Here is a 26151-nt window from a genome sequence, read left to right as displayed (position 1 = left end):
ACTTTTTTGGTTCACTTCAAATTGGTGAGTTTTCATATTCTTTTCCCAATAAAGCACTTTTGATTTTTCACACCTTAAACTACATTAAAATTACCCTTTTAAAAAGCCCTTATAGTTCTCAAATAATGGTTTTATCTATAAAAAACACCTGACGTAATTCGCCAGGTGTCTTCGTACTTATAAGATATTTTTCTTCGGTTCATAAGGTGGGTCGGCCTTCATGCTTTGTGGCAGCATTTGAATCGAGTCAATGACACTATCAAGCTTTGTTTCAATCCGATGCAATAGATAGAATGTCACGACAACAGGAAAGCCCACCTCTTGAATAAAAGGCATTAGCTGCTCCACCAAGACTCCTCCTTCCTTTAAAAAAAGTAGAGCCAACTCCCTAGAAGAGAGTTGGCCCGATCTCATTAAAATTCCAATGATTCAACATTACGCTCGACAAGACGTGCGCCTTTTTTCTCGATAATCGGACCGCCAGATGTTAGGAACACATTTGTTGATACGATGAGATCCATCGCAGCGGAAACCGCCACTGCGTCAACCGGTTCGATCGGATTTTCAATGGAAACTGTTGCAGTTTTTCCATCCTCATTGATAAATTGCATTTCTAGTGTTTTTGCCACTTTTTATTCCCCCTTTCCTTAAAATTGGTTTCAATCTTACTTGCCATCACCAGCTAATGAATAGCTGTTATTGCGCTCGAAGCTAACAAGTTGTAGTGTTTGAAGCTTTTCAATTGCAATGGCTACTGAATACAATTCATTAGCTGATACAACTGGGTTGATGTTGTTGTAGTTTTTGTTTTTGTATGTCATCTTTCCTTTGTCATCAATCCCGTTTTCAAATACAAAGCGTAACTGTGTACGTTGAATATCCTGTGTTGCTGCCATGTCCCTCACCTCCTTTACACCTATGTTATAGAGAGGTAAGGGGTTAAATGGGGCATCCAATATGATTTTTTTAAAAAAGAAATGAACCAATAACTCTGAGGGAACATCCTTTTTAGATCATTCTCCATATTTGGATAAAGATCTTGTTGTTTTTTATTTTCTTTTTCTTTTTCTTTTTGTCCACGTGTCGTATAACGAGTCGTATACGTATAGTGTGACGAGTCGTGGACGTATCGTATGACGAATCGATAAAAGATCTTAAAGCGAGTAGTCATTCTATCAAAAAGACCAAACAAAACTGGCAATTAAGTAGATAAAAAGAAAAAAGTTCAAACATTTGTCACAAAAACCAAACTATTAGTTGGTATTACAATAAAAAATCCATCTGATAGTTTGTGTACATTTTTTCATTTCTAAGATTTACTATTTCTAGAGGTGATTTTATGTTTGAGATGGTAGGTCAAAGGGTACGAAAGTATCGAATGGAGAGAAATCTTACGCAGCAAGAACTTGCTAAACGGGTTAACATTACAGAGAATTATGTAGGAGAAATTGAGCGCGCAAAAACAAAAGCTTCACTAGAAGTTTTAGAAAGAATTTGCCAGGCTCTAGAAATATCACTTGAACAGCTATTTACAAACTATGAAATTGTGAATCTTGTAAAAAGGCAACAAATTCTTTTATCATTCGTAGACATGCTAGAAGATCAACCAATCGAGGTACAGAAGGAATTATTGAAAATTAACAAAGCGCTAATTGAGTCCATTGATCATCTTCGATCCCAAAGATAAGTAATACCTTACATTTTGAATTTCTACCACTTTACATCCTAGAATATATCATCTTATGACCAATATGCTTTATCAAAATAAAATCCCCGAAAAACAACCCCATAAAGGAGAGAACCTCATGCCACAAATTCTAAATGAATATGAAATTAATCTTCAAACAATGGCAATTTTGTCCGTTGCTGAATTTGAATATTCAGCTATTGTCCTTGAAGGAGAAAACAGAATTCTTGTTAGACAAACACCTTTGCAAATGATTAAAGCAGCCTGCTTAGAAGGTGGTGCTTCCTATGAAGGTAGACGAAAGGCTGTTATCCATTTAACTGGTGCAATTCAAAAGGTACCAATACCGATTAACCCTCGAAGAAAGATCTTCGCATTCCCCACTCATTCTCCAACCACGTTTGAGTGCAACTGGATTTTCTTCCACCAAATCAAAACAATTACTCATCCAAAGATACAAAGTCCAACCAATCAATCCATTATTCATTTTAAAAATAATCAAACACTTTCCATGAATGAATCTTATTATGTTTTGCAAAAACAATACCAGCGTACTGCAATGTGCATTTTACAATATTCAACACCGGAACAATTGCAAGCGCATTCACTAATTGGAATATAAAACAAACCCCGAAAAAATATCGCAAAAAGGATGGCAACCACAAATGAACGAAAGATTACTACTTAATGAAAGCCCTATACCTCTTCTACCAACGCTAGCAAAGAAGATTGGAAGAAGTGAAAGCGTAGTTCTCCAACAGATTCATTACTGGCTTCAACGCAGCAAAAATATCCGACAAGAACGAAAATGGGTATATATCACGTATGATGAATTAGCGAAGCAAATCCAGATCTCAAAAAGTACGATTAGGAGGGCCATTTCGAAGTTAGAAAAGAACGGCTTTCTCACTTCCGGGAATTTCAACAAAATGAAAATGGATCACACAAAATGGTACTCAATCAATTATGAAAAAGTAGACGAACTAAAAGCGGATGATAATGAATTGCAGCAAGACGTAGAAGTAAAGTCCGAAATCCCCCAACCCGACCATGAAGAATCGATGTGTCCAAATGGAGCAGACGATGTGCTCAAAATGGACAGCCCATCTACTCAGAATGAACAGATGATGTGTTCAACTTGGGCAGTCGATGTGTCCAATATGAGCAGAGCAATACCAAAGATTACTACAGAGATTACATCAGAGAATACATCAGAGACTTCTTCTTCATCAAAACACGCATTTGAAACAGAAGACGAAAAAGATGCGTTTCAATTTTTTGAACAAAATGGGTTTGGAAAAATCGGAAACTATTATGCGAAAATAATTAAATCATGGTGTACGGAATTATCTAGTGAACTAGTCATAGAGGCAATGAAACTTGCTTTAGAAAATGGATCGAACCGATGGAACTATGTGGAGGCGGTACTTAAAGATTGGTGTAGCAAGGGATACCGAACTATTAATGAAATACAGTGTGCGCACCATTCATACCAAAGACAAAAGCAGCAGCAAACCTATAGAAAACCAGTCCGAAAAGAATACATTCCGGAGTGGCTCAAGGATGACTACCAGCCAGAAAAACCGGTTTTTGATTCGGAATTTGAAGCTAAGAAAAGATTGTTTGAGGAACGGCTTAAGGCTTACTGTTAGAAAAAGCACTTGATCGCTAATTTTTGTTCACAAAAGATAATTTTGTTGATGTAGTGCTATTTCATTGTCTATTTTTTCCATGGTTGCACAAACATTTGTTTAGTTTTTTTAAAGTTAAAAAGCATTGCGATAGGTGATAATTAGAAATTCTGGAGACAATGGGGAGCGTTTTCAGCAATCGGATTAGATTAATTAATAACATATCTTTCCGGTCCCCGGAAAACCTCCCGTATATGCCACCCTAGATAAGCAGTATCTGGATTGTAGAAGGATTGGATTGGTTCTCGTATTACTTCACCATGATATTTCATTAACCATTCTTCAAAACCATGAGTACCATGCGCTTCCTGGGATACAATCATTTGCCTGTTATCCGATATTGTGAAAACTCCTCTATCAAATAATTTATGGTGAAGTGAACATAGCGCGATTCCATTGTTCTCGGAATCTGGTCCTCCTGCTTGATGCCATTTAATATGAGCAGCCTCTACTCCATCTAATGTATGTGCTAAACGTACGTTAAATCCGCATACAGCACAACTGTAGCCATAAGCTCTTAATATTCTTTCTCTAAATTTTGGATCTCGTTTTCTCTTAGAACTATATTCTAAATCTAATCCTACAGCAGTTAAAATATCTTCATGGATTGTATCCGGAAAATGTTTATCCAAAATTATTTGGGCTATCTTAGATAGCAGTGATGGATCCATATTTAATAGATTGACTACTTCGTGTGTAAATCCACCTTTAATTTCATTCTGTAACAATATCTTGTTAGAGGGATCACTTTTATTTACTTCTTTACTTAGTTGCCATATTCCATCTCTGGTCAATCTTACAAATGGTTCTTCAGGATGATAAGATTTGCGAATTGGTCCAAAATCAACCAATAATTGAGTCAACTTGGGCTTAAATTCTTCATAAAGAAACATATTGGATTTCTTTGATTGGAACTCACCTAATGCTAACAATATTCATAATGGTTTATGCGGAGCACGTTGACCGCCTTTTTTCCATATCGATAGGTTTTCTATTTTATTTATAAGCTCTACCTGTTTCATTACTTACACTCATTTCGATTAAGAGAATTTATAAAATGTATTTAAAGCTATTCTATAAATAATCTTCATATCCCTTTAATTTTATTATTATTTCTTACCCGTACAAATAAAAAAAGACTGATCATTTTAAAAAAATCAGCCTTTTCCCAATTAATTTGACAATATTTTCTTATCAGTTGAATTATTAATCTGATGAAGTATAAGAGCACCAATTCCTTGAATAATTGTTTTAACCAATACCTGCCCAATAATAGCCGCTGGAACAGCCTCCCATGGCAGCATATTAGCACCTAGAGGGCTTAATCCTATGATAACAAAGACTGCTGAATCTAGTAGTCCGCCAACTAACCCACTATAAAATACTCTCAAACTCATTGGCAACTTAAGTCGAGTATATATTTCAGTGTCTGTGGTTTCTGCAAGTGCAAAGGAAATGGCAGAAGCAAAAACGATAAGTAGTGTATCTCCTAATAAATAAGATACAACCGCTGATAATAAAAGAGCAATTCCTATAAATAAATAAGTCAACTTTCTACCATATCGATTCTGAACAAAGTCCCTAAAAATAAAAGTTGCACCGATTAAGAGTGTACCCATTGGTACTATAAAAACACCAAGTTTCAAAGGTTCAAATGCTGCAGTAACTACATTTGCAGTAATAATTGATAATAAATAAAATAGGATTCTCACATCAATCACCTCAATCTTTGGATTTTATGGAATATAACCTTTCATTCCAACAAGTACTAAAGAACATATGTTCTTAAATCAATAATACACTTATTCGATAGAATTGTAAAATATTTTTTAAATAATAGAATCAAAATCCACAAATGGACTTTAGTAAGGTAAATAGAAAGGGATATTCTGGCCAAGATCAGGTTTTTCATATTAGTAGACTAACTAAGTTAACGAGTTTAAGACTTTTATTTTAATTATTTATATAGCTTAATATTTCTGAACGTGCATTACTATCGTTAACTAATACTCCTCGAACTGCTGAAGTAATAGTTTTTGCGCCAGGTTTTTTAACGCCACGCATTGTCATACACATATGTTCTGCTTCAACTACAACCATAACACCATGCGGTTCTATTGTTTCCATGATAGTATCTGCAACAGTTGAAGTTATTCTTTCTTGAAGTTGAGGTCTACGAGAAACTACTTCAACTGCTCGAGCAAGTTTACTTAATCCTGCTACTCGTCCGTTTTTAGGAATATAGGCCACATGCGCTATTCCATAAAAGGGTACTAGATGATGCTCGCACATAGAGTAAAATGGGATATCCTTCACTAAAACAAGTTCTTCATGATCTTCGTTAAAAATTGTTTCTAAGTATTTCTTTGGATCAATCGTTAATCCTGAAAACACTTCTTCATACATTTTTGCAACACGTTTAGGAGTGTCAATAAGACCTTCCCTATTTGGATCCTCCCCCACCGCTTCTAATATTAAACGTACTGCTTCTTCAATTTGAGCGCGATTAACGTTTGACACATTGTTTCCCCCTACCTGTTAACTACAATAAGCTATTTAACTTTCTTACACACCACGTTTATTTCCCCAAATATAGGTATGGAGTTGCGGTAATACTTTTACATTCCTAAATTCATTGTCTAACATAGTCTTATCTATAAGCCATTCATATTTTTGCAATAACTGCTCGATAAGAAGTTGGTTATCAACTATTTTGTTATCTTCATTTCCTACTTGTAGGAAGAATGGAACATCCGGATAACGAAGATGTACTTTTTTTGCATAGTTATAATCCTCATCATCGAACACTACAACTTTCAAGCTAGTATTCTTATTTGACTCTTGGACATTGAGTCTATTAATAATCATATCTAATACATCAAAATCTGTTATCATACCTGAACTTGGTGGTTTAGGTGATATTGTTAATTCATCAATTTCTAAAAACCAATCCTGCCATTTACTGCCCTGTGTTTCAAGACCAATTTTAATATTTTTCTCTTTTAAAAGGCATACCAAGTAATTTAAATTTTTTAATAAAGCTGGATTGCCACCAGATATCGTAACAAAAGAAAAGCCGTCACCACCAAGGGAAACAAGCTCTTGCCAAATTTCTTCGGAATCCATTTGTTTGATTAAATCTTTACCGGTACCATCCCAAGTAAATGCAGAATCACACCAAGAACAAGAATAATCACAACCCGCCGTACGAACAAACATGGTTTTTTGACCAATTACCATTCCTTCGCCCTGAATTGTTGGGCCAAAAATTTCTATTACCGGAACTTTACTCAACTTCCATCCACCCCCGTCTAGCTTCTGCAAAACTTGTAGGAGTTTCATATAAACGAACAAATTCAACTCTTACATCTTGATCTTTTTTCAAACCATTTCTTAATGACTCGTTCATTTTTTCATAAATCCATACAACCATATTTTCAGCAGTTGTATTCATATTTGGTAGGGTTTCGTTTAAATATCGATGATCAAGGTAAATTTCTATTTCGTTTTTCCAAATTTCTTTGATATCCCCAAAATCTATAACAAGTCCAATTTCATCTAAAAAGCCGCTAATCCCAAAAACAACCTTATACGTGTGTCCGTGTAGATTCTTACATTTTCCCTCATAGCAATGTAGGTGATGAGCTGCATCAAAGGTAAATTCCTTGCTCACAAGCACGCGCTTTTTATGGTATTTAAGTTCATTTTTTTTTATATCTTGGTCCATTTTTTGCAGATTTTCTACTATTCTAAAACCAAAAAAGTCTGATCCCATTATGACTCAGCTCCTTCTTTTGATCTAAGATATTTTTCTAAACCCTGTTTTCTTAACTTACATGCTGGGCACTTTCCACAACCATCACCTATTACTCCTTCGTAACAAGTTAAGGTTTTTTCGCGCACATAATCTAGAACATTTAATTCATCAGCAAGTTTCCAGGTTTCTGCCTTGTCTAGCCACATTAATGGAGTATGGATAACAAATTGTTTGTCCATTGATAAATTAATGGAGACATTAAGAGACTTTACAAAAGCATCTCTGCAATCTGGATACCCACTAAAATCAGTTTCACAGACACCTGTAATTATGTGTTTGGCACCTACTTGACTTGCTAAAACAGCAGCAAATGATAAAAATATCAGATTACGACCTGGAACAAAAGTAGATGGTAATTCACCATCTTCTCCTTCTTTAATTTCAATATCATTTCTAGTCAACGCATTTGGCGCAAGTTGATTTAACAGTTGCATATCTAACAAATGATGTTTAACTTTTAACTCTTCTGCAATTGCAATTGCACAATCGATTTCTAACTTATGTCTTTGATTATAGTTAAAAGTTACAACCTCAACTTCTTTGAACGTTTTTAAGGCCCAGAATAAACACGTTGTACTATCCTGTCCACCACTAAATACCACAATCGCCTTTTCATCTTTTAACATTCAAAAAAACTCCTTTCAAAAAGAAAAAACAGTACCCCAAGATAGAAGTACTGATTTATCTTAGTTTTTTTAATGAGGGGTGCTAGAACCTCTACCGTTTTTACAAACGGGTTTGTATTCGATATTTATTATTTTAACACATATTTCGACAAAGTCATACACGAACAGCATTTGAAAATTTATGCAAAATACCTCTCTAATTCCGAAATGATACTTGAAGTCCCAGAAGATTTTGGATAGACAGGATCCTTTTTGAGATATGGGGTAATGCCATAATATAATGCATGTTTCATTGCTGTTGTAACTAAAACAACAATATCAGAATTACTAGCTAAGGTCTTCGCTTGTGTCGTAAGACTTGTATCCACATTAATCGTAACCTTTAAATTCGGGTTGCGGGCAGAGACTTGTTCAGCTGCACGGCGTGCTGAACTTTCTCTAAGTGTAAAGATCACAATTGTGGACCCTGCTGCCATTGCAAGTGGATCAAATTCCTCAGCATCCTTCTCAATAAATTCCCTCATTGAGTTCAGTAAGTATTCTTCACCGCGAATAACCTCTCCAATATTATACCAATCCCGAATTTCAATATCTGATAACGTAGATAATCCTGATAATAGTGTAGATGTCCATTGATCCCACAGATGTTTTAGTTCCTCAAGAGAATGTCCGTAATCATAGAATAATTCAAGGGTAAATATTAGATGTGGTATCATCACCTTCATAGGTGTCATATCATACCACTGTTTCGTCCACTCCCAATATTTTGTAATCCCCTCAATATCCATCATCAATAGACCTTCAATTAATCGATTTAAATGATTTGAATTGATTGAATTTCTCTTACTATGTAGCAATAATAACTCTACGGAGTACCCATAGACTTCGATTGCCATTTCCCTTGGGAATTTATCATCGCGAACGAGTTCAGAAATAAAGGTTGAAACTCCCTCACTTAGAAGCAACTTTTTCTTACTATCAATGGAGGTTAAGGCAATTTCGACAACCTGATTTCCTAGCTCACTTACCATTGATGGTGTCCAAACAAATGCCGGGAGCTTTTCTTGGTCATACAACAGTTCAAATAAAGGATCTATTGAGTCAGCGTCAACTTCAACTACTTGTCGGAACCAATGATTCCATGTGTACTCAATATCTTCCTGAACTTCTTCTTGTGATTTGTTACGAGTGCCTTCATTTGCCATCTTAATAAATGTTAAATACGCATTCGTTTGAACATCTTCTGCTAACTCATTTTGTTCAGCCTCTGATAATGAGAGTAATAATTCATAGGCCACTTTTTGAATGTCATTCGATCCTGTAAAGAAACCAATTGCACTCATAATTCTTACTTTTTCCTTTGAAAGAGTACAATCTTTAATCGAAAGGTATGCATCATCCAATTGACCATTCTTAAGGAACTCTGCAGATTGTTCTTCTGGTGGAATGACTTCATCTGGTTTTTCTTCTTTTTTAAACTTCGTCTCAAGAAACGCAATAAGTTCTAGTGACGTTTCATCTGTCACTTGCTCTTTTATATATAGAAGTTTTTCATGATTGTTCTCAACTAGTGATTCGTACGCAAAAATGCGGTAAATATGGTCTTCTTCCATTCCGAGATGGGTATCTAATAAAGAACTGAGTCGGTACCGATTTGCTTTAAATATTTCAAAACTAGATTGAAAATCGCCATTTACATCTGATTGAGCTAACATGACAAAATAAAAGGCGGACAATAGTGCTTCTTTTACATCTTTCGGAATTCGGTGTAATCCAGAGATTGCATCAAACTCTGTCCAAAACCAAATTTCTTTCCATTTCTTTTGGGCAACTAATAATTCAACGGTTAGAAATAAGTAATTTTCATCAGATACGTAGTGACCTTCGCGAATGACATCTAATGTCTGTTCAGCTTGTCCCCACTCCATCATTTCGACATGATTACGAAACTTACTTCGTAACGTATAGGCATTGACAATCGATTCTTCCCATTTGATTCTTGGTTTTCGCTTGTGTACAGAAAGCCATAGTTTTAACCCATCCCATACTTTCGCCTCATTGCCTTGGGTAGACTTAAACATGAAATAGCCATTTGTAAACAACTCACTACCTATTTTGCCAAGTTCTGATGCCTCTTTTACAAAAAATCGTTTCTCGTTTGACACATCTACACAATAAGGAATGATGAATTTCTTCATAGAAGAATAATCAACGATTAAGGATTGTTCATCCCCTTGTAGAAAGAGCCAGAATGTCTCATTCTTTCCTTTGAATGGGATAACCGCACTTTCTCCCTTTGATAAACGGTTAATCATTTCTTGAAAAACGGGATGATTCACAAAGAATTCGTTACTCATTTCCGTTACTTTGTATATTGGACCACTTAACTTTAGTAAATGTTGAAGGAATTCAAATATTGAGGTTTTCATATTATTTCTGATTCCTCCCAACGTTGACGAAATGCGATGAGTGCTTCATTAATCTCAGAGTTACTATTCGACGTCCGTATACTCTCTTTGTTTACATATATGCCACTATATGTGAAATTCATTGAACCATGAACATACACATTATTGGTGACAAGGCCTTTGTCGTGATTTTGTGCTAATTTACGAAACTCCACTTGATCACGAAGTGCATGGATTAATGGTTTTGTCTCTTCACGCTCATTGTCACAAATAATTCGAACTGACATCCCCTTCCAAGCGAGAGTTGTCAGGATATCTGATAAATAAATCGTCTTGGACTTGATTAACGGAAATACATCCGTATATTGATCATGTTTATTTTCGATAATGGGTGAATTGCTTAAGAAGGGAGAAATCAAGTATAACTCTTTACTTGGATTCATCGCTTCTGCGACAAACAAGGACACTAAGTAGTCTCTTAGAACATGACTTCCCCCAAATGAACGAATAATTCTACTAGACATACGAAACCTCCCGAATGCTGACGTCATAATACCACTTGTCCCCGCTATTCGTCACTCTTTCTAAGAATGGATAATACAATTGGAATTTGAATTCAATTGGCGTATGGAAAAGACGGAACAGTTCTCCTTGAAAAGACTCCTTTTCCGATTTTGGCACAATGACTCGTATGCGATTTGCAGATTCAAGTGATTTTGTAGCCTCTTCAAAAAAGTTGTTGCTCGGATACTGATGAATTTCATGTGTTGGCTTAAACATTGCCTGCAATAACAGCCTAGATGGCTTGAAGAATGATTGAAATGGACTATATAAATTCAAGCATTCTGGACAAGAATCATGACAAGTATGCAATAAAAACGATTCCATAAATAAAAAGGCTTGAGTATTGGACGTAAAGTTTAGATTAACCTCTCTCATCACTTCATTTAATCTTTCTTTTATTTCGTCTCGACGTAGACTTGCTACAGAAAAGACATTCGGTGAAATTTGAAATTGTAGTCGCTCTTCCTCCTGCTTCCAAAACTCATGAATTTCTTTCATAAACACATCTGTTTTGTTTGAACGATTACTTCTAAAAAGTTTGTTAGACAAACTCATGATCAAATCTCGTTTCGGCGGTATTCCTAACTGGTCGAGCACCGATTGCAGCTCTGTTAAATACACTTGTTGGTTTTCAACTCGTTGCTCTTGACGGATTTTTCCTATCAAAGAAGATAGGTTTTCTTCTTCAATATGTTGTAAAACCAATTGAATTGAAGTCGCAATCGAATTTCTTTGACAAGAATTGATATTACTAGACACTAGCTCCTCAAATAAAGAAGTGCTATGTTTTAATGATGAAACAATTTTTGTAATGATACCTAAACCACCAGATTCGGTCTCGGAAATCCATACACTGTTTCCGACAACATCTACATTCGTATCTTCTGTATTTACATCAGGTAGCATGTCTTCTAAAGTTGCTTTAATCGCAGCAGCAATGGAGTCAACAATTGTTAACCTCATCCATTGCAAGAATGTTTCATTCGAGCGCAAATCACCTTCAAGCTTTTCTAAATGAACGAGTAATCTTTCCATGATTGCTTCATCTTCAATAATCCCTTGTAGTTTTTTCTTCACTTTTGGATCGTTTGACGAATTTTCATCATCTGACACAATTGTTGAATGAAAGATTGCTTCAAGCGTTCTTTTTGAAATCGCGACTAAGTCCTCTTTGTATCTAGAAATCGCATCTTTTAGGGACATATTTTGACTGATACTAATCGCTGTGACTGAAGATAAGACGATTTGTGCCATCCATTCACGTAAAAATACATTTAATGGTCCAGAAATATTCTCGTCTTTTATTAACAAGTAGTTATAAAAGGCAATTTTTGAAACTGAGATGATTTGTTCGGACATTGGTGAATGCAATAATTGTTCTGGATCCACTTCTACAACATCGAACCTTATCGCATCAACATAGCTTTGGAAGCCAATGGCACATGTTTCTCCATTGTTTAGAAACTGGGAAACATACGGCGTCTCTTGCCCCTTACTTGTCTTTTTAACACCTTCACTATATAACGCGTACCTAGTCATTTTTACCGTGTTATGTTCATCACTTGTAAAATACTCCACTTGTTCAAAAAGTGAATTCAATGAACTTTGCTTTGGAAATTCTACTTTATTTTGTGATGTATTTTGAATTGGTTTTAGATCCAAGTTCCAAATATACTTTCCAGTTGATCGATCTGATATGTCATATGGAATCGACTCTAAGTGGATGGAAATCGGTTCAAACACTTTAACAGGCGTATTGTTTCGTTCGATCGTTTCAACGTGACGAGAAGTCATCACTTCCGAATTTACGTCGACATTATTGTCTTCATTTACAGGCAGCCAATGAGCTTCATTGATTTTATATGCTCTCACATAACGCTTTGAAACATTGCCAGGGGCAAATTCCATCATTCCTTGGACAAGTGGTTGATGGATCACCTTATTTGAATCAGGGACATGAATGGCAAGTTCTGAAATATCAAGTGATGAGAATAATGTCCTTGGAATATATCCAACAAAAGGTTCATGTGATTGATTTTCTTTCGGGATAAACGAAAAATTTTCTTTTAATTGCGTATATAATGTTGGCAATACGTCAAAAAAGAAGGAACGAGGTTCGCTCCATGCGATTCGTCTTAATGTGTCTTCCTCTACTTGTAAAGATTTTTGCCAATATCCCATTAAATCTTGATCGTTTCCTTCCAGTACATCTCTAACAAGAGATACGATGAGTTCACGATCTCCTGGATATCCACTTTGACCAGCAGCGCTTAATTTATAGCGAATATCTAAGCTTTTTCCATGTTTGAAGAAACGGTCCATTAACCATTCCATGAATGTAAATACCATCTGTATCCGGATTACATTCGAATTTTGGATTGGTAAGTACATTTCATTCAAGTTTGGTTGAAAATATAATTCTGGGAAGTCATATACAAAGCGATCACGCCCATATGCAGATGAAACGACAACCATCCATGGCCTCATCCCTCTTACACGTCCAGCACGCCCTTTTCGTTGTAAAAAAGAGGCTAAATTACGCGGAGCTTTATGCTGGATCACTCCACCAACTTTCGGATCATTATATCCAACTTCTAACGTACTTGTTGCAATAACCAGTTTTGCTTTTTCACTTACTCCTTTGTATTGAGAGGAAGTTAGATCGACTTCCATTGGGGTTATCAATGCCCGTTTATCAATTTCCGTCGGAGCAAGCCAAATTTGACCTGCCGCATATTGTTGCAACAAAGCCTGTTTCGTTGGTTTTGTTCTATTAACTTCATTTAAGTCACGAAGCTTGCTTAATGTCTTAATCTTCTCTGCGTCAATTTCAATGTGAAACCATCTGTTTATCACATCTAATTTATCCGTAAAACCAAATAATTTGGAGCCAAATGCGCCTACCGAAAGATCATGATCAATCGGGTCCAACATTCTCCCTAAAAGCATGGCTGTTTGCACAGATGTAGACAATAAGGAAGCGGCAGAGAACGGGTCGCCACGAACTACTAAATTATACTCTACACCTTCTGAGACTAAATCTTTTTCCAGTGGTGTGATGTATTCAATGTATTTTTCTTCGATTCCAACCAACTGTGAAAAGAACGAACTCGGATTAGACAATGTTGCGGAGAGCCCCACAAATTGTATCCCTTGATTCGGATGTTTTTGTTTAATTAGATGTTTCATTCTTCTCAGAAGAAATGCAACATGTGCACCTGTTATCCCCTCATACACATGAACTTCATCCAATAGTACGAACTTTGGTGGTCGGTTCGCGTAAATACCAAATAGTGTATTTTCATTTGAATTCGGGAGTTTTTTATTAATCATTTCTGTTGTTGTAAAGATAATATCAGGTGGAGATACATTCATTCGATCTCTTGTTAGTACGATATTTTCTTGTCCAATGACCGTATCACACTCATGGTCTGAACAAACAAGTCGTTCAATGCCTTTTTCAACATCCGCTTCTTTCCAAACCATGGATTGCGAACATTTTGGACAGGAGAAAAATGGTGATTCATAACCACCCTCGATTTTCTCCCACTTTCTGTCTTTGTGAGAATGAACATCAGCAGCAACTTTCGGAGTGTCCCCAAAAAGCCCCCCAATTGTAAGTGGACGAATTCCTAATTCTTCACAAAGTGCATTTAAACTTAAAATCTCTGAAACAGCTTCCCTGTATTGATCTTTTAATAATTCAACACGTGGATATAGACCAATGATTTTTGTCCAATCGGTTTGATCCTTTGTCATCGTATCAATTAATGTAGCAAACGCAGGTATGTAAAATGATTTTGTTTTCCCAGATCCTGTTCCCGCTCCTACAACCGTTCCCGTATCATATTTACTTCGGGAAGAAGCAAGGATGCGAGATAAAGAATCCATTTGGAATTGAGAGAGAAGAAATTCTCCATCCCTAAGTAATGTAGAAATTACTTTTCTATGTACAGAAGAGACCCCGAATACACCGTCTAATTTTTCATTAATCTCATGTAGAGGAATATCTCGTCGTGGATATTTTCGATATGACAGCATTGGTTTAATATTACTTACTAAGTTTTTTGCAGACTGCCAATCCTCTGGTGAAAATCGTTGTTTTAGAAGATACATCATTCGAATTGTCTCAGCAAATCGTGAACGATATAAGGTTGAGTTTTTACCTTTTAATTCAAATAATAATTTGCGTTCAAGGAGATTTGTTAATAATGCATCCGTTTGTTCTTCAGTCACTTCAAGCTTTTCTATTAATTCAGTTAAAAGAGAAGTAGGTGGTTGACGCAAAAGAGAACGGATTTCCTCTTTTGCATCAATTCCACCTCCAATAAATCCCCATTCAAGTAACTGGTTTTCCTTTATCTCAATCTGCGTTAAGATTTCTTCAGCAAGAATATCAAAATCAGTTCGCTTCTTCATTCATGAATTGCTCCTTACTTGAATTTAATCACTAACTTGTTTGTTAACTGCTGCTGGCGAAGCCACAAAATCACTTCATCTGATAAATCGTCTAATGTCGCTTGATTTGCTGCAACTTTACCGATGAATTCTTGAATTCCTTCACTAGCTTTCATATCTGAAATAATCTTTTTCGCGCTGTCATGGAGTTCATCGTATCGATTCACAAGATTTGTCGTGATTGGCCACCTATTCTCAAATTTCGTTAATTCACTAACCAACTGATCAATTTCTTGTGGATTGCTCACAATGTTTTTCATTTGTTTAAGCAAGCGAATCGTATCTTGATTTTTATTGTGGACGTAGTTGATCCAACTCATTTTCAATTCATCATCAAGTGTTTTAAATGGACGGGAGAATGCTAATATTTCATCCTTATTAACCTTCTCCAAACCACCCTTACTTAATTCTTCTAGTTGTCTTAGAACAAATGACATATTCCTTTTAGGAAAGAGATCGCCATTCATTTTATGGAGTGCAAGATAATTTCCTAGTATGACTTTACATTTATTCAATTCACCCTTTGCAAATTGGGAAAGGTTGCTTACTCGACGAGCCTGTTGATGTTTTGTATCAAGTTGTTTGTATTCAACTAATGTTTCACGGACTTTTGAAATTTTATTTAACAACATGAGCAACGCTCCTTTCATCCAATTCCATTAAGGCCTTTTTTATGGTCATTAATTCTTGTTTTACCTCATCAAGTGGATTGTCGGTGAATGCTTCTAATTCTTTCTTTAATCGATCAATATCAGAAGTAAGCGTTGAATCCATCTTCTCAATAAGGATATTAAATTGCTCTAAAATATAATAAAAAGGTTGTACTTGAAGAGCTGGATTATTTGACATCAAAATGAGTTTCTCTGCCATCGATTTCGGTTCATTTAGTGATTGAAGCAGAGTCATCTTATTAGAGAGTTCTCCGTAGTCAAAAATATTTTTGTACAAGCTTTCATATGTTGCATGATGAAATGGCTCTTTCATTTCCTTTAAATAATCAAGAAAACTCTTCATTTCATTAACTGTTTTTACTAGGACATCTTCTGATACTTCTTCACCTAATAACTCGTTCACCTTAACAACGGAGCTCATCGATTGTTTTGCTTCATCTTCAATGACTGTCGTGATGCGTGAACGAATAGCACTCGTAATCGTAGCAGAAATGTACCAACTATTTGTACGACCAGCTGGTATTTTATCAATTTGGACATCAAAATCAATTGATTTCAAATGATTGATAGTCTTGATGATCTCGTATGCATCATAGTAAAAAGTCACGGATGAACTTCCTGCTAATTTTACATCTCCTTGAAGCACATTAAAGTATCTTCTAAACAAGTCTGTATGTTCATTTTTTAAATGATTGGTAATTGAGGACCAAGATTTACTATGACCATTAGCTTTTCCGCTTTCCTTGTCTTTCAATAACTGAAGATAAATGTCATCGGCTGATTCCTCAGTTCCCGAAAAACCATTTAATAAAGCTGTCGTATAAAACTCAGCTGAAATTAAAAATTTCTTCATTTCCCATTTGACGCCATCATAATCATAAGGCTTTCTTAAAAAGGCGAGAATGTCTTCTTTAACAGTTTCAAGCCATGTATGTAATGACAACAGGGCCATATACGAGTTATCAAACTCCCAACTTTTATTCCCTTCAAATCTGTATGATGCCAGTGCCTCCAATGCATATCGAAGTTCATCATTTCGCTTGAATTTTAGTGCATTTTGTTCATTAATCCTAACATTTTTTGGTTGGCCTTCAATTAATACGAAATTATTCGTTAAGAAGTCTTTTACAATAAGTGCCGAGATTCCTTCCAAATCCCAATGAATATAATCCCGGATAATATTTATTAGATCTGTAATCATCCAGTTATTATTTAATGGGCTTCCTTTTGACCATTTCTCTATTTCTCCCATTGCCTCCTCTAACTGAGTGTTCACTGGTGGAATAGTCGTTGGTTCGATAGGTGGTGTAACTGGCTCAACCTTAATCGTTGGTTTTTTTGGTTCATCTACTGATGGCTTTTTTCCAGTCGGAACAGTCGTCATAGGATTGTTGCCTAGACCAGTTGATGGAGTCGTCGGTGTTGGCGTTGGTGGAGTAATTTTAGTTGTTCCACCTGTAGGCGCTTGAATGCCTGATACAGGTTGTAAGCCGAATGCCTTGAATACATCATCCTCTAATCCACCTACAACATTCTTCCCTTCGATGACTTGCTCCTGCATAGTTCCATTTCCCCAGATTCGGAAAAGGGTCTCATATTGTTCTTTTAAACCGGCTTGAACCTTATTTTTCAAGAGACGGTCTGTACTTGGATCCTTCCAATTCGGCACCCTTTTAAAATCTTCAATAACCTTTCCGATTGGTGGTGGGAACAGGCCGTTCGGTCCATCTACTGTGTATTTTTGAATATATTGTAATAATACTGTTTGAAGAAAATTTCGTGGTGTTTGTGGATCCAAGCTCGTATAAAAATTCCAGAGTGCTTCCTTTGTAAATGGAAAAATGGATAGTTCCACACCACTTTCAATTTTAAAATTAGCCCATATATGTTTGTTGAAAACAGTGGCAACAGGAAACTCATCTTGGCGATATCCACTATTTCTCCATTCATCAATTTGTTCATCTTCTAAATAGACGGCATTGATATACCGAGCTGCAAGTTCTGCTGCCTCGTCCTTATCCTGAATAACAACATGGTCAATTTCGATATGGCTTGTGATACGATCCTTAATGTTTCCAGGTAAAGATGTATTATAATAACCATTTGTAATCCCTACGATGGAAATCAATCGACACAGTGAAGGGTTTTCTTTATGGTCACTGATTAATACTTCCACTAAGTCTTTATCTACTCCGGTAAAGGATGTAATATCTTCAATGAATAAGGTGAGATTTTTGCCTTCTTTTTTCAGTTCTTGACGTAGCAATAAGAAAATATCTTTTAGGTCCGTTCCTCTAAGGCTTAGACATTCTTGGATGACTTTATCAAGAAATTGATTTAAGTATGCAGCAACCTCTTTACGATATTCCTCAACTTCCTCTTGCTCTTCTGCATGGCTGGCATCTTGAATATCACCAATAAACTTTAGCGCTTTTCTACTCAAATCAGTTCGCTTTAGTTGTTGGGCTTGTGCTGAAGTAAGGTGAAAATCTTCTGGAATGAAGTGAGGATCTACATCATTCATGACTGCATTATTAGCACTTGGTGCTAGCTTCTTTTGAATTCGATCAATTGGACCATCATCTCTTAATAACAATTCTTGTGTTTCTTGACTAGCCAGGAAGTCATAGAGGCTATTACGCTTACTTTGACGAAGCTTAATTTCATGTGTATCGTCATCTTCACGTACGGCTACCATGAAATGAGCAAGAATTAGATTCTTTAAATGCTTGTTATCTAAGTGCTCATTTGCTTCAATCAACTTCTTTAGTCGATCTGATGTTTCATGGTTGCGAATGACTTCAGAATGAATAATCTGTTGGATGGCACCCTTTAATGTGCTCTGCATTCTAGATATAAAAATAACAGCCTCGTCTTGAGCCTCTTCTTCATAATGCTCTTTAATCCAACGTATAAGATGGGATTTACCTGAACCGTTATCCCCTTTTACAACATGAAATTGATGAAGGTCCCGATTAGACATGATGATGTTATAAAGTTTATTCTCGTGAAGGTGTTCCTCTCCATTTAAAAACAAACTCTTACTATGCATCCTAATATTTTTAAATGGTTTATGTGTTAACATGAAGTAATCTTTTTCGACCGTTATCGCATTGATTTGGAATACTTCTGATAATTTTCTTCTATATTGTTTAATATCCATCTTTATCAACCTTTCACCATAATATCGGTTACTTGATTCGGAATTACATGAGTGTGGACTTCATACAAATACCAGATATCTTCTACATCTCTTGTATGTTTTAACGTAATGATGCCTAGATCATGTAATGTTCTAAGTGCTAATGAAAGAGCAAATGAAAGTTGCTGGCTACTTTGAAATTGATCATTAAACTCAAGGTTTAGTTTTCCTCCATCTAATTCTGGACACGCTTTCGCAAGCCATTTCATAAACTCTTTGAAACGAATAAATTCTCCTCTAGGTAATTCCTCGTCAAATTCAATCTCTCTTCGAATTCGATTAGCAGGATTGACGACAAATTTACTGTTGAACGAATGACCCAATCCAAAGTAATTAGCCCAAGTGAACCATCCAGTAATATTTGTTGCATTGTATTCTTGCGTATTTGTATATTTTCTCGACACTTCATTGAAGAAACGTTCTGCAAGGTCTTTATTCGTTTCATTCATTACTTTTTCTGCTCTAGTCATGACCCAGGCAGTGAACCTTCCAAATATAAACTCTTCCTTCTCAAACGCTAACTTCGCTATGTAATGTTCGAACCTCTTATTATCAGTCACTTCACTTTCAGGTACTTGTAAGTGCACTTGATCATCATTTCCTATATGTACTAAACCACCATAACGTGCTAATTTAAACACATCTTTTGCCTGCAATTTATCTGAATCTGGTTGTAACAATTCCAATAATTTCTTTTGATTGTAAGATTCTAGTAGTAGAAGTTTGCACAGCGCGTGCACCCTCCCAGGGGTTTGCATATTTTTCAAATTGTTATCAAAGGGCATGTTTGTTCACCTTCTCCTATTCAACAACGTATAAAAGTCCTCAGGTTAACTTTACCAACAAATTAACCTAAGGACAAATCTTTAAAACATTTCTAAAGTAAAGACATCTTCTTGTCTTTCAAGGAATTCTTTTAGATCAATTGCCATATAGTCGATGAGGTTATCTAATGTTTTTCCTTCTGTAAATAGATAAATATCTGGAGCAGTCACATGAACAACGTTCGCAACAGGGTTCATTTCCGCAAACTTTCTTGACCATTGGTATAGAGAATCATTTACCCGCTCATCTTCTTGATAGAAAATAGCGACAGAGCCCTTAAGAGATTCAATCGGAAAACTCTTTAACTCCTCATGTGTTAGGAACGTATATTGAGACGAACCCAATCCAGGAGACGATTTTACAATATCCGTAATATTGATTGACTCTCCTTCAGGAAGCACAATTGTCGATACATTGCTTTCAATTAATTGTTCCACTACTTCCTGAACAAGTTCTTGATGCCAATCGTTTTGATTTGTTTTGAGTATCATTTCTTGATAGCCACCTGATTGTTCTTCTAAAATTCCTGATAATGTGGCTTGTTTTTGAACATACTGATAACGAGATGGAATTCTTAGCTTAGGTGGATAATACGTTATGTCTTCTCTTGTTTCAAAGCATGCTGGACATCCACCACAAGCTTCTACTGCATAAGGATATGTTTCAACAAAAAATTCTGAGAAGCATTCATCCTTACATTTTCGAACAAGTTTTCTCATTTGTTTATAGTCTTTGTTAACTCTATCCCTTTCCTTATCACGTTCAGGTTGGATTGTCGTCGTTAATCTCTTTTCATCATTCACAATGGAGAAATTAAGGACTTTAACTAGTAGTTTTCTAGTAATTTCGCCTTTTTCAAGAACTGAATCCACAATTTCTATGACACCATGTCTAGCAAGCATTAAGCAAACGGCTTCGTTCCAAGATCCATTACTTTTTCCTGACGTACCCGTTAACCCTTCGTGTTGAGATTTCATATGGAGCCAAAATTCATCTCCAACATCGGTAGATTCTCTACGGATATACATCGCGTTCCAACGTTTCCAGATCATTTCAGTCGTTAACACAGCTTTTGATGTTAGATTATCCTGTATCGCAGTATCTTCTTTGTAAACATAGCTTAATAGACTAATAGAGGCAAATCCATCACGTCCACCTCGACCAACCTCTTGGTAAAAACGATTCACACTTTCGGGAAGACAACAATGGATAACCGTTCTGATATCCCCTTTGTCTACTCCCATTCCGAATGCAGATGTCGCAACAATGATATCGATCTCATCATTATTCCATTCGCGAATGATTCGTTCCCGTTCTGTATCAACTGTGTCTCCATTAAAAATTGCAACACTTTTGTAGCCTTTCTTATTTAACTTTTGTTTCCACACTTTTGCGTCTTCTTTAACTGACAAATAAATGATAATCGGTCTTGGAAGAAATGGAATGATCTTCGTAATTTTGTTATAACGCTCAGTTAGTGTTTTGCTTTCATCAACAAAGAAAGTCGGTTCAATGCGAAGTTCATCACCACGTATTTCTGTGAATTTATCATTATGGCAAAATAGTTGTTTTAACAGATTTGTAGCTGCATCTGTTAATGTTGCAGATAAAAGAACCGTTTTTAGCTTTCCTTTTGTAGCTTGTAGTAGTTTCTTTTGAAAAACCGTTAATAATTGGAAATCCGTTCTAAAATTACTTCCCCAATCTAGTACAATATGAGCCTCATCAATTACAAATCTAGTAATATTCCCTTTGTAAGCTGCATTTAATAATTCTTTGGCTAATGATCCATTGACAATCGATTCAGGTGAAGTAAATAAAATTGGAAGAGACCCATCCTGTAAAGCTTCAAAAATCATTTTTTTTTCTTCAGCTGCTAAATCACCATAATATGCTTGTGGTAAATATTTCTCTTCTAGTGCGTCTTTAAATAGTTTCCTAGCTGACATTTTTTGGTCAATCGCTAATGAAACAGTAGGTACCACAACGATCGTCGTTCCTACTGTTTCCCTTATAGAGCCCAGAAGTTGTCCACCTTCTGTTTCAAAAAATGATGGTAATAAAAAGACCAAGCTCTTTCCGCCACCAGTTGGTAAACAAGAAAGGAGAGTTTCGCCTTCTTCCATGTTCAAACAAGAATTCACCATCACCTTTTGAGCTGTTGAGCGATAGTTTGAAAAACCTGCCATATTATAGAGAATTCCATCTCCAGTCGGAGGATTCACGATTCTTCTTTCAGGTAAATGATAAATCTCTTGAATTTTTGAGAAATGTGGAAAATCAACAGGGAAATGTGTATGAACGTCAATCTCTCCGTCTAACCTAACATACAAGCCTACTTCTTCACCAATGTCTTTTAATTGCTCGCGTAATGTGTCTGACACATGAACCTTCGACTGAAACATAAGGATGAACTGGCGCAGGTGACCTGCTAAGTCGAAAATTGATGTTTCAACAGATTGATTTTGGATGTCTTTGATACAACGAAACAAACGTTTTACGCAACTTGTTTTAGATTGCATCTTAATCGTTGCATCTTTTAAAAGGTTATTCAATTTTTCAATTCCATCGACAACATCGATTTCTTCAAGCAAGACCTTTTGAGTCAGGTCATATATTTTATCCACGCACGTTCACCATCCTTAAAAATGCTATTGATTCTAAGCGGAAAACTGGATTTTCAATTCCCTCTAGAACAGCATCAAAAATGGAGGAAAGGTACTTTATGTTTTCATCATCACTGTATCCATAATAAAGATTTGATGCTTTTAATGAATTAATTTTTCGCTTGAAATCTTCACGGGCTTGTTCAATTTGCACTTCAGATTTGAAGAACTCATTTACTTTATCTCTACTACTGTTATAACATATATCGATCATATTTTCCCAAATATGCCTTGGATACTCTTCCATGAATTTCTTGGTGGAACCTTCTGATCTCTTTCCTAAATGACGAATAAATTTATCAGGTAGTTGTCTTGACAGTAATGAATGGATTTTTCTTTCATCAATATCATCTCCACCCACTTTTTCAATGGTTTTAAAATGTTGAAGAGGTAGATAACCTTGAGCATGATAAAGATGATCTATAGATTCTCCCATTTTAATAAGTGGTTTTGCGTTCATTGAAATGGACCATGTAAACACAATACCTTCCCAACTCACGCCATCCATCTTTAGTTCAATGCCTGTCGAACGACCCGCTGAAAGTTCATACGCGTTATTTACAATAGAATCAAATAATAGATCCCCTGGTGCAAAGAACATTAAATCTTCCCTGGAAATCGCGTTCTTTCGTATAAATGTACCCCGTAATTCATGTGATCTTAAAGAGCGCTTACGTGCTTCTTCTAAATCTGGTACAAAATATTGGGCGTTATTCATGGACTTGAAGTTAAATGATTTTTTAGAATACATCATCGCAGTACCTTGTTCAACTGAAACACCATGTAACCCACACATATAAGCCCAAGCCATCATGGTTGAAGCAAGAACCCCACCATCATTTTCATCAAATCTATCAATTAAATGCAATAATTGTTGTTCGACAGACTGGTCGAGTTGCCTTGCCACATCAAAGAATCGTTCTTCTTCTACTTTTTCTCTCATCTTATTGAGACTTGTATTAATTTCATTTAACTTATTTTTAAGCCCTAAATGCAAATCTGATGTGATTGCATCATTGATTGATTTTTGAATTTCATATAATGCAATCTCGATGCCACTTAAAGACTCATCGAAGACATTTAAACCTTCATCCCATAATCGATACAAATCTTCTTCAATCGTTTCTTCAGTACAGAACACAACAGAAAGAACATCTTTGTCTCGATTTAGTCGGTCAAGACGCCCGATACGTTGTTCAATATCTGTAGGTGACCACGGTAAGTCAAGATGGACTAGGAATTCAGCCATTTGGAAATTTCGGCCTTCACCACCGAGTGGATCACAAACCATAAATCGACAAGTTTGATTGCTTTGGAAATCATCTACAGCCTGCTGTAATTCTTCATCACTTTTACCATGATAGAAACTTCGTACTGCTTCATTTCCAAAACGTGCTTTTAATACCCTTTCAAATTGTACAATCGTTTCTTTCCATTGTGAAAAAATAACAACCTTTTCGTTTTCGGTGTTTTCGGTTAAATAATCTAACGCATGCATTAATCTTCCATTAATTAAGTCTGGATCATCGTAGAGGGCTTCCATATTCTCAAACTCTGATTCTGCTGCCTTCTTCCACCTTTCATTGATCCCCATTAAGTCATACAGATATGTTTCTTCATCCTCAGACGCAGGTAAAGAAACGAGCGGTTTGAATTGTTCACGCTTATCTGTTATTCCTTTAGTCTGTAATACTTCAATTCTCTTTGTAATAATTGATTCTAAAGCCCAAGGCGAACTGTACATACTTGAGAGAAATAAACGATGGAAGTCACCAGTTAATCTAGTGTCATACCCATTTCTATTTATAAAATCTAAATAAGTGACCAACATTTCATTCACATCTGACTCATAATACAGCATATCTGACCCTTGCATTTGAAAATAGATGACTTCTTTCAATCGTTTTGGAAGTTGTTTTTCTAGTTCTTTTCGTCTATGTCGAATTACTTTTCGCTCGATTTGGTAATTTTCTGCTAAATAGGCTAGAGCAAATTTAACTTGCTCTAAGCCCTGATCATCTGAATCAGGATCAATCATGTCAATAATTTCATCGAAATTTTCATCTTTCAGCCTTCTTGAAATTTTTTCAAGATCATCAAGAAAGTCTTCTGCTAGTTCATCTTCAAGGTATTCTGGTAGGTCCTGCATCATTTGATATACTCGACGTCTAATATAAGCTTGCTTTTCTAACAACTCATCAAAAAAGTCTTCGGACATCCCTAAATACTTTGTAGGCTCAAGCAATCGAACCAACTTTAAAAATTCGTTAGGACGTGACTGAATTGGAGTTGCACTCAATAATAAGAGATTTTCCACTCTTTGACTTACCTGTAGTAACTTCTTATATTCTTCTTCTAAAAAAAGCAAACGGTGCGTTTCATCTACAATGACGAGATCCCAATCATCTGACATTATGCGGGAGCCAGTTGGTGTAATTACCTTTTCTAGTGGAAATAATACAAATGGATGATCTCTGTTACTTGATTCTTCCTCAAAAACATGGAAATCGGTCCAAAACTTATATGATAGCTCATTTTTCCATTGATAAAGCAAAGATTCAGGAGTAATTATCAAAATTCGCATTTCTCCTGAACGTTTTTGTAACCCTTTCATAATCACAATAGCTTCAATTGTTTTGCCAAGACCTACTTCATCGGCAAGCATGAACCGACAAGGCCTTTCTGAAATTGCTCGGACAATTGTATCTACTTGATGTTTTAATAAAAAAACTCGTGACCCAACTAAAGTATCAAATCCAAAAGTAGCATTTTTCAATGTATGAAGGGAATCTGTTACAATCTCACGTTTCAAATACCATTTTGGATTATTTAACTCATAATTCATAAGTTGTTTTTTAGGGTCAGTATCTGCACGATTAAATGACACTACTAGTTGTGCTTCGGAGAATACGTTTATGACCTTTTCCTTCTCAATAATTGACTCTACATAGTAACAGTATCTGCCCGATTCATCTTCATGGGAAAAATCAATAATCTTCCCATCGTAATTATTTATTTTTACTAAAGAAATGGTTTCGGATAGTACTTTAACGTGTTCAACCTGAGTAATATGAAATGTCTCCCTTTTAGGGACTTCGTAAAGTGTGAAATAATCGAATTGTTTATCTAAACTATAAAACTGCACTATAACTTCTTCAGTCTTCAGATTAATTTGATCAATTTGACCCATTGCAAATCTTCTAGGAATGTCAGGATATTCTTTATCGATGTTACATCTAACATACATCCCCAGTTGATACTGTTCTATCACTCACCATCAACACCTTATTACAAATTCTGTAAGCATATATAACATGATTATATATTAGTTTAGTAAAAAAGTCTTATTTGAAATCTTGAATTATTTTTTTATTCCCATAATAAGTTAATGAACGAATAATATTCGTATTTCACAAAATTATTATTGCTTAAAATATAAAAAACTAGCGTAATGCTAGCTTTCAGACTGTAGACAAACTCGAAAAATTTCGAGTTTGCCTATAGTATTTTTAATTTACAATATTAGTAGAGAATAC

The 26151-nt window shown here is 35.7% G+C and carries 19 protein-coding genes and 1 pseudogene; 3 read left to right on the top strand and 17 right to left on the bottom strand.

The features are described 5' to 3' along the window. Positions 1-177: 177 nt before the first annotated feature. The 3 genes from V7097_RS22180 to V7097_RS22170 all read right to left on the bottom strand — a co-directional run bounded on the left by V7097_RS22180 (position 178) and on the right by V7097_RS22170 (position 896). Complete coding sequence (locus tag V7097_RS22180) at positions 178-348, bottom strand: YvrJ family protein (protein ID WP_335705814.1); 171 nt, start codon at positions 346-348, stop codon at positions 178-180. 65 nt (positions 349-413) lie between these two features. Continuing rightward, positions 414-629 (bottom strand): DUF2922 domain-containing protein, encoded by a 216-nt coding sequence (locus V7097_RS22175; RefSeq protein ID WP_335705813.1) that lies wholly within the window; start codon positions 627-629, stop codon positions 414-416. A 36-nt stretch (positions 630-665) separates the two neighbouring features. Further along, positions 666-896 (bottom strand): DUF1659 domain-containing protein, encoded by a 231-nt coding sequence (locus V7097_RS22170; RefSeq protein WP_335705812.1) that lies wholly within the window; start codon positions 894-896, stop codon positions 666-668. Positions 897-1339: 443 nt separating this feature from the next. Between V7097_RS22170 and V7097_RS22165 the strand changes: the two genes are divergently transcribed. The 3 genes from V7097_RS22165 (at position 1340) to V7097_RS22155 (ending at position 3339) form a co-directional block, all read left to right on the top strand. After that, positions 1340-1687 carry a helix-turn-helix domain-containing protein gene (locus V7097_RS22165; RefSeq protein ID WP_335705811.1) on the top strand — a complete coding sequence of 116 codons (348 nt, stop codon included), beginning with the start codon at positions 1340-1342 and terminating at the stop codon, positions 1685-1687. 118 nt (positions 1688-1805) lie between these two features. Continuing rightward, positions 1806-2309 (top strand): competence protein ComK, encoded by a 504-nt coding sequence (locus V7097_RS22160; RefSeq protein ID WP_335705810.1) that lies wholly within the window; start codon positions 1806-1808, stop codon positions 2307-2309. Between the two features lie 43 nt (positions 2310-2352). After that, positions 2353-3339, top strand: a complete 987-nt coding sequence (locus V7097_RS22155) for a DnaD domain protein (RefSeq protein ID WP_335705808.1) — start codon at positions 2353-2355, stop codon at positions 3337-3339. Between the two features lie 188 nt (positions 3340-3527). Here the strand turns inward: V7097_RS22155 and V7097_RS22150 are convergent. The 14 genes and pseudogenes from V7097_RS22150 to V7097_RS22085 all read right to left on the bottom strand — a co-directional run bounded on the left by V7097_RS22150 (position 3528) and on the right by V7097_RS22085 (position 25886). Then, positions 3528-4400 (bottom strand): annotated as a pseudogene (locus V7097_RS22150) (phosphorothioated DNA-binding restriction endonuclease). A 150-nt stretch (positions 4401-4550) separates the two neighbouring features. After that, entirely contained in the window at positions 4551-5090 is a 540-nt protein-coding gene (locus tag V7097_RS22145) for a VUT family protein (protein ID WP_335705806.1), read from the bottom strand. A 241-nt stretch (positions 5091-5331) separates the two neighbouring features. Continuing rightward, a complete protein-coding gene (gene folE, locus V7097_RS22140; RefSeq protein WP_335705805.1) occupies positions 5332-5898 on the bottom strand; it encodes a GTP cyclohydrolase I FolE in 567 nt (188 codons plus the stop codon). Positions 5899-5943: 45 nt separating this feature from the next. Continuing rightward, complete coding sequence (queE, locus tag V7097_RS22135; RefSeq protein WP_335705804.1) at positions 5944-6672, bottom strand: 7-carboxy-7-deazaguanine synthase QueE; 729 nt, start codon at positions 6670-6672, stop codon at positions 5944-5946. Continuing rightward, a complete protein-coding gene (gene queD / locus V7097_RS22130) occupies positions 6665-7153 on the bottom strand; it encodes a 6-carboxytetrahydropterin synthase QueD (RefSeq protein WP_335705803.1) in 489 nt (162 codons plus the stop codon). Before queD ends, queE begins: the two co-directional genes overlap by 8 nt. Next, complete coding sequence (gene queC / locus V7097_RS22125; protein ID WP_335705802.1) at positions 7153-7821, bottom strand: 7-cyano-7-deazaguanine synthase QueC; 669 nt, start codon at positions 7819-7821, stop codon at positions 7153-7155. Before queC ends, queD begins: the two co-directional genes overlap by 1 nt. A gap of 179 nt (positions 7822-8000) precedes the next feature. After that, positions 8001-10250: a protein DpdD gene (dpdD, locus tag V7097_RS22120; RefSeq protein WP_335705801.1), complete on the bottom strand. Its 2250-nt coding sequence runs from the start codon at positions 10248-10250 to the stop codon at positions 8001-8003. After that, a complete protein-coding gene (gene dpdK / locus V7097_RS22115) occupies positions 10247-10753 on the bottom strand; it encodes a phospholipase D-like domain-containing protein DpdK (RefSeq protein ID WP_335705800.1) in 507 nt (168 codons plus the stop codon). The genes dpdD and dpdK overlap by 4 nt, the downstream gene beginning before the upstream one ends. Beyond that, entirely contained in the window at positions 10746-15212 is a 4467-nt protein-coding gene (gene dpdJ / locus V7097_RS22110; protein WP_335705799.1) for a protein DpdJ, read from the bottom strand. The genes dpdK and dpdJ overlap by 8 nt, the downstream gene beginning before the upstream one ends. A gap of 14 nt (positions 15213-15226) precedes the next feature. Next, on the bottom strand, positions 15227-15883 hold the full coding sequence (locus V7097_RS22105) for a hypothetical protein (protein WP_335705798.1): 657 nt from the start codon (positions 15881-15883) through the stop codon (positions 15227-15229). Continuing rightward, positions 15870-19085: a hypothetical protein gene (locus V7097_RS22100; RefSeq protein ID WP_335705797.1), complete on the bottom strand. Its 3216-nt coding sequence runs from the start codon at positions 19083-19085 to the stop codon at positions 15870-15872. The genes V7097_RS22105 and V7097_RS22100 overlap by 14 nt, the downstream gene beginning before the upstream one ends. 5 nt (positions 19086-19090) lie before the next feature. Next, positions 19091-19804 carry a hypothetical protein gene (locus tag V7097_RS22095; RefSeq protein WP_335705796.1) on the bottom strand — a complete coding sequence of 238 codons (714 nt, stop codon included), beginning with the start codon at positions 19802-19804 and terminating at the stop codon, positions 19091-19093. A gap of 186 nt (positions 19805-19990) precedes the next feature. Next, positions 19991-22576: a protein DpdF gene (gene dpdF / locus V7097_RS22090; protein ID WP_335705795.1), complete on the bottom strand. Its 2586-nt coding sequence runs from the start codon at positions 22574-22576 to the stop codon at positions 19991-19993. Then, a complete protein-coding gene (locus V7097_RS22085; protein ID WP_335705794.1) occupies positions 22569-25886 on the bottom strand; it encodes an SNF2-related protein in 3318 nt (1105 codons plus the stop codon). The genes dpdF and V7097_RS22085 overlap by 8 nt, the downstream gene beginning before the upstream one ends. Positions 25887-26151: the final 265 nt, after the last annotated feature.

It is taken from the genome of Bacillus sp. JJ1562 (assembly GCF_036962705.1).
Classification (GTDB): domain Bacteria; phylum Bacillota; class Bacilli; order Bacillales; family Bacillaceae_L; genus Ferdinandcohnia.
Note: the sequence above shows the minus strand (reverse complement) of the source record. Positions and strands in the feature narration are given on the sequence as shown.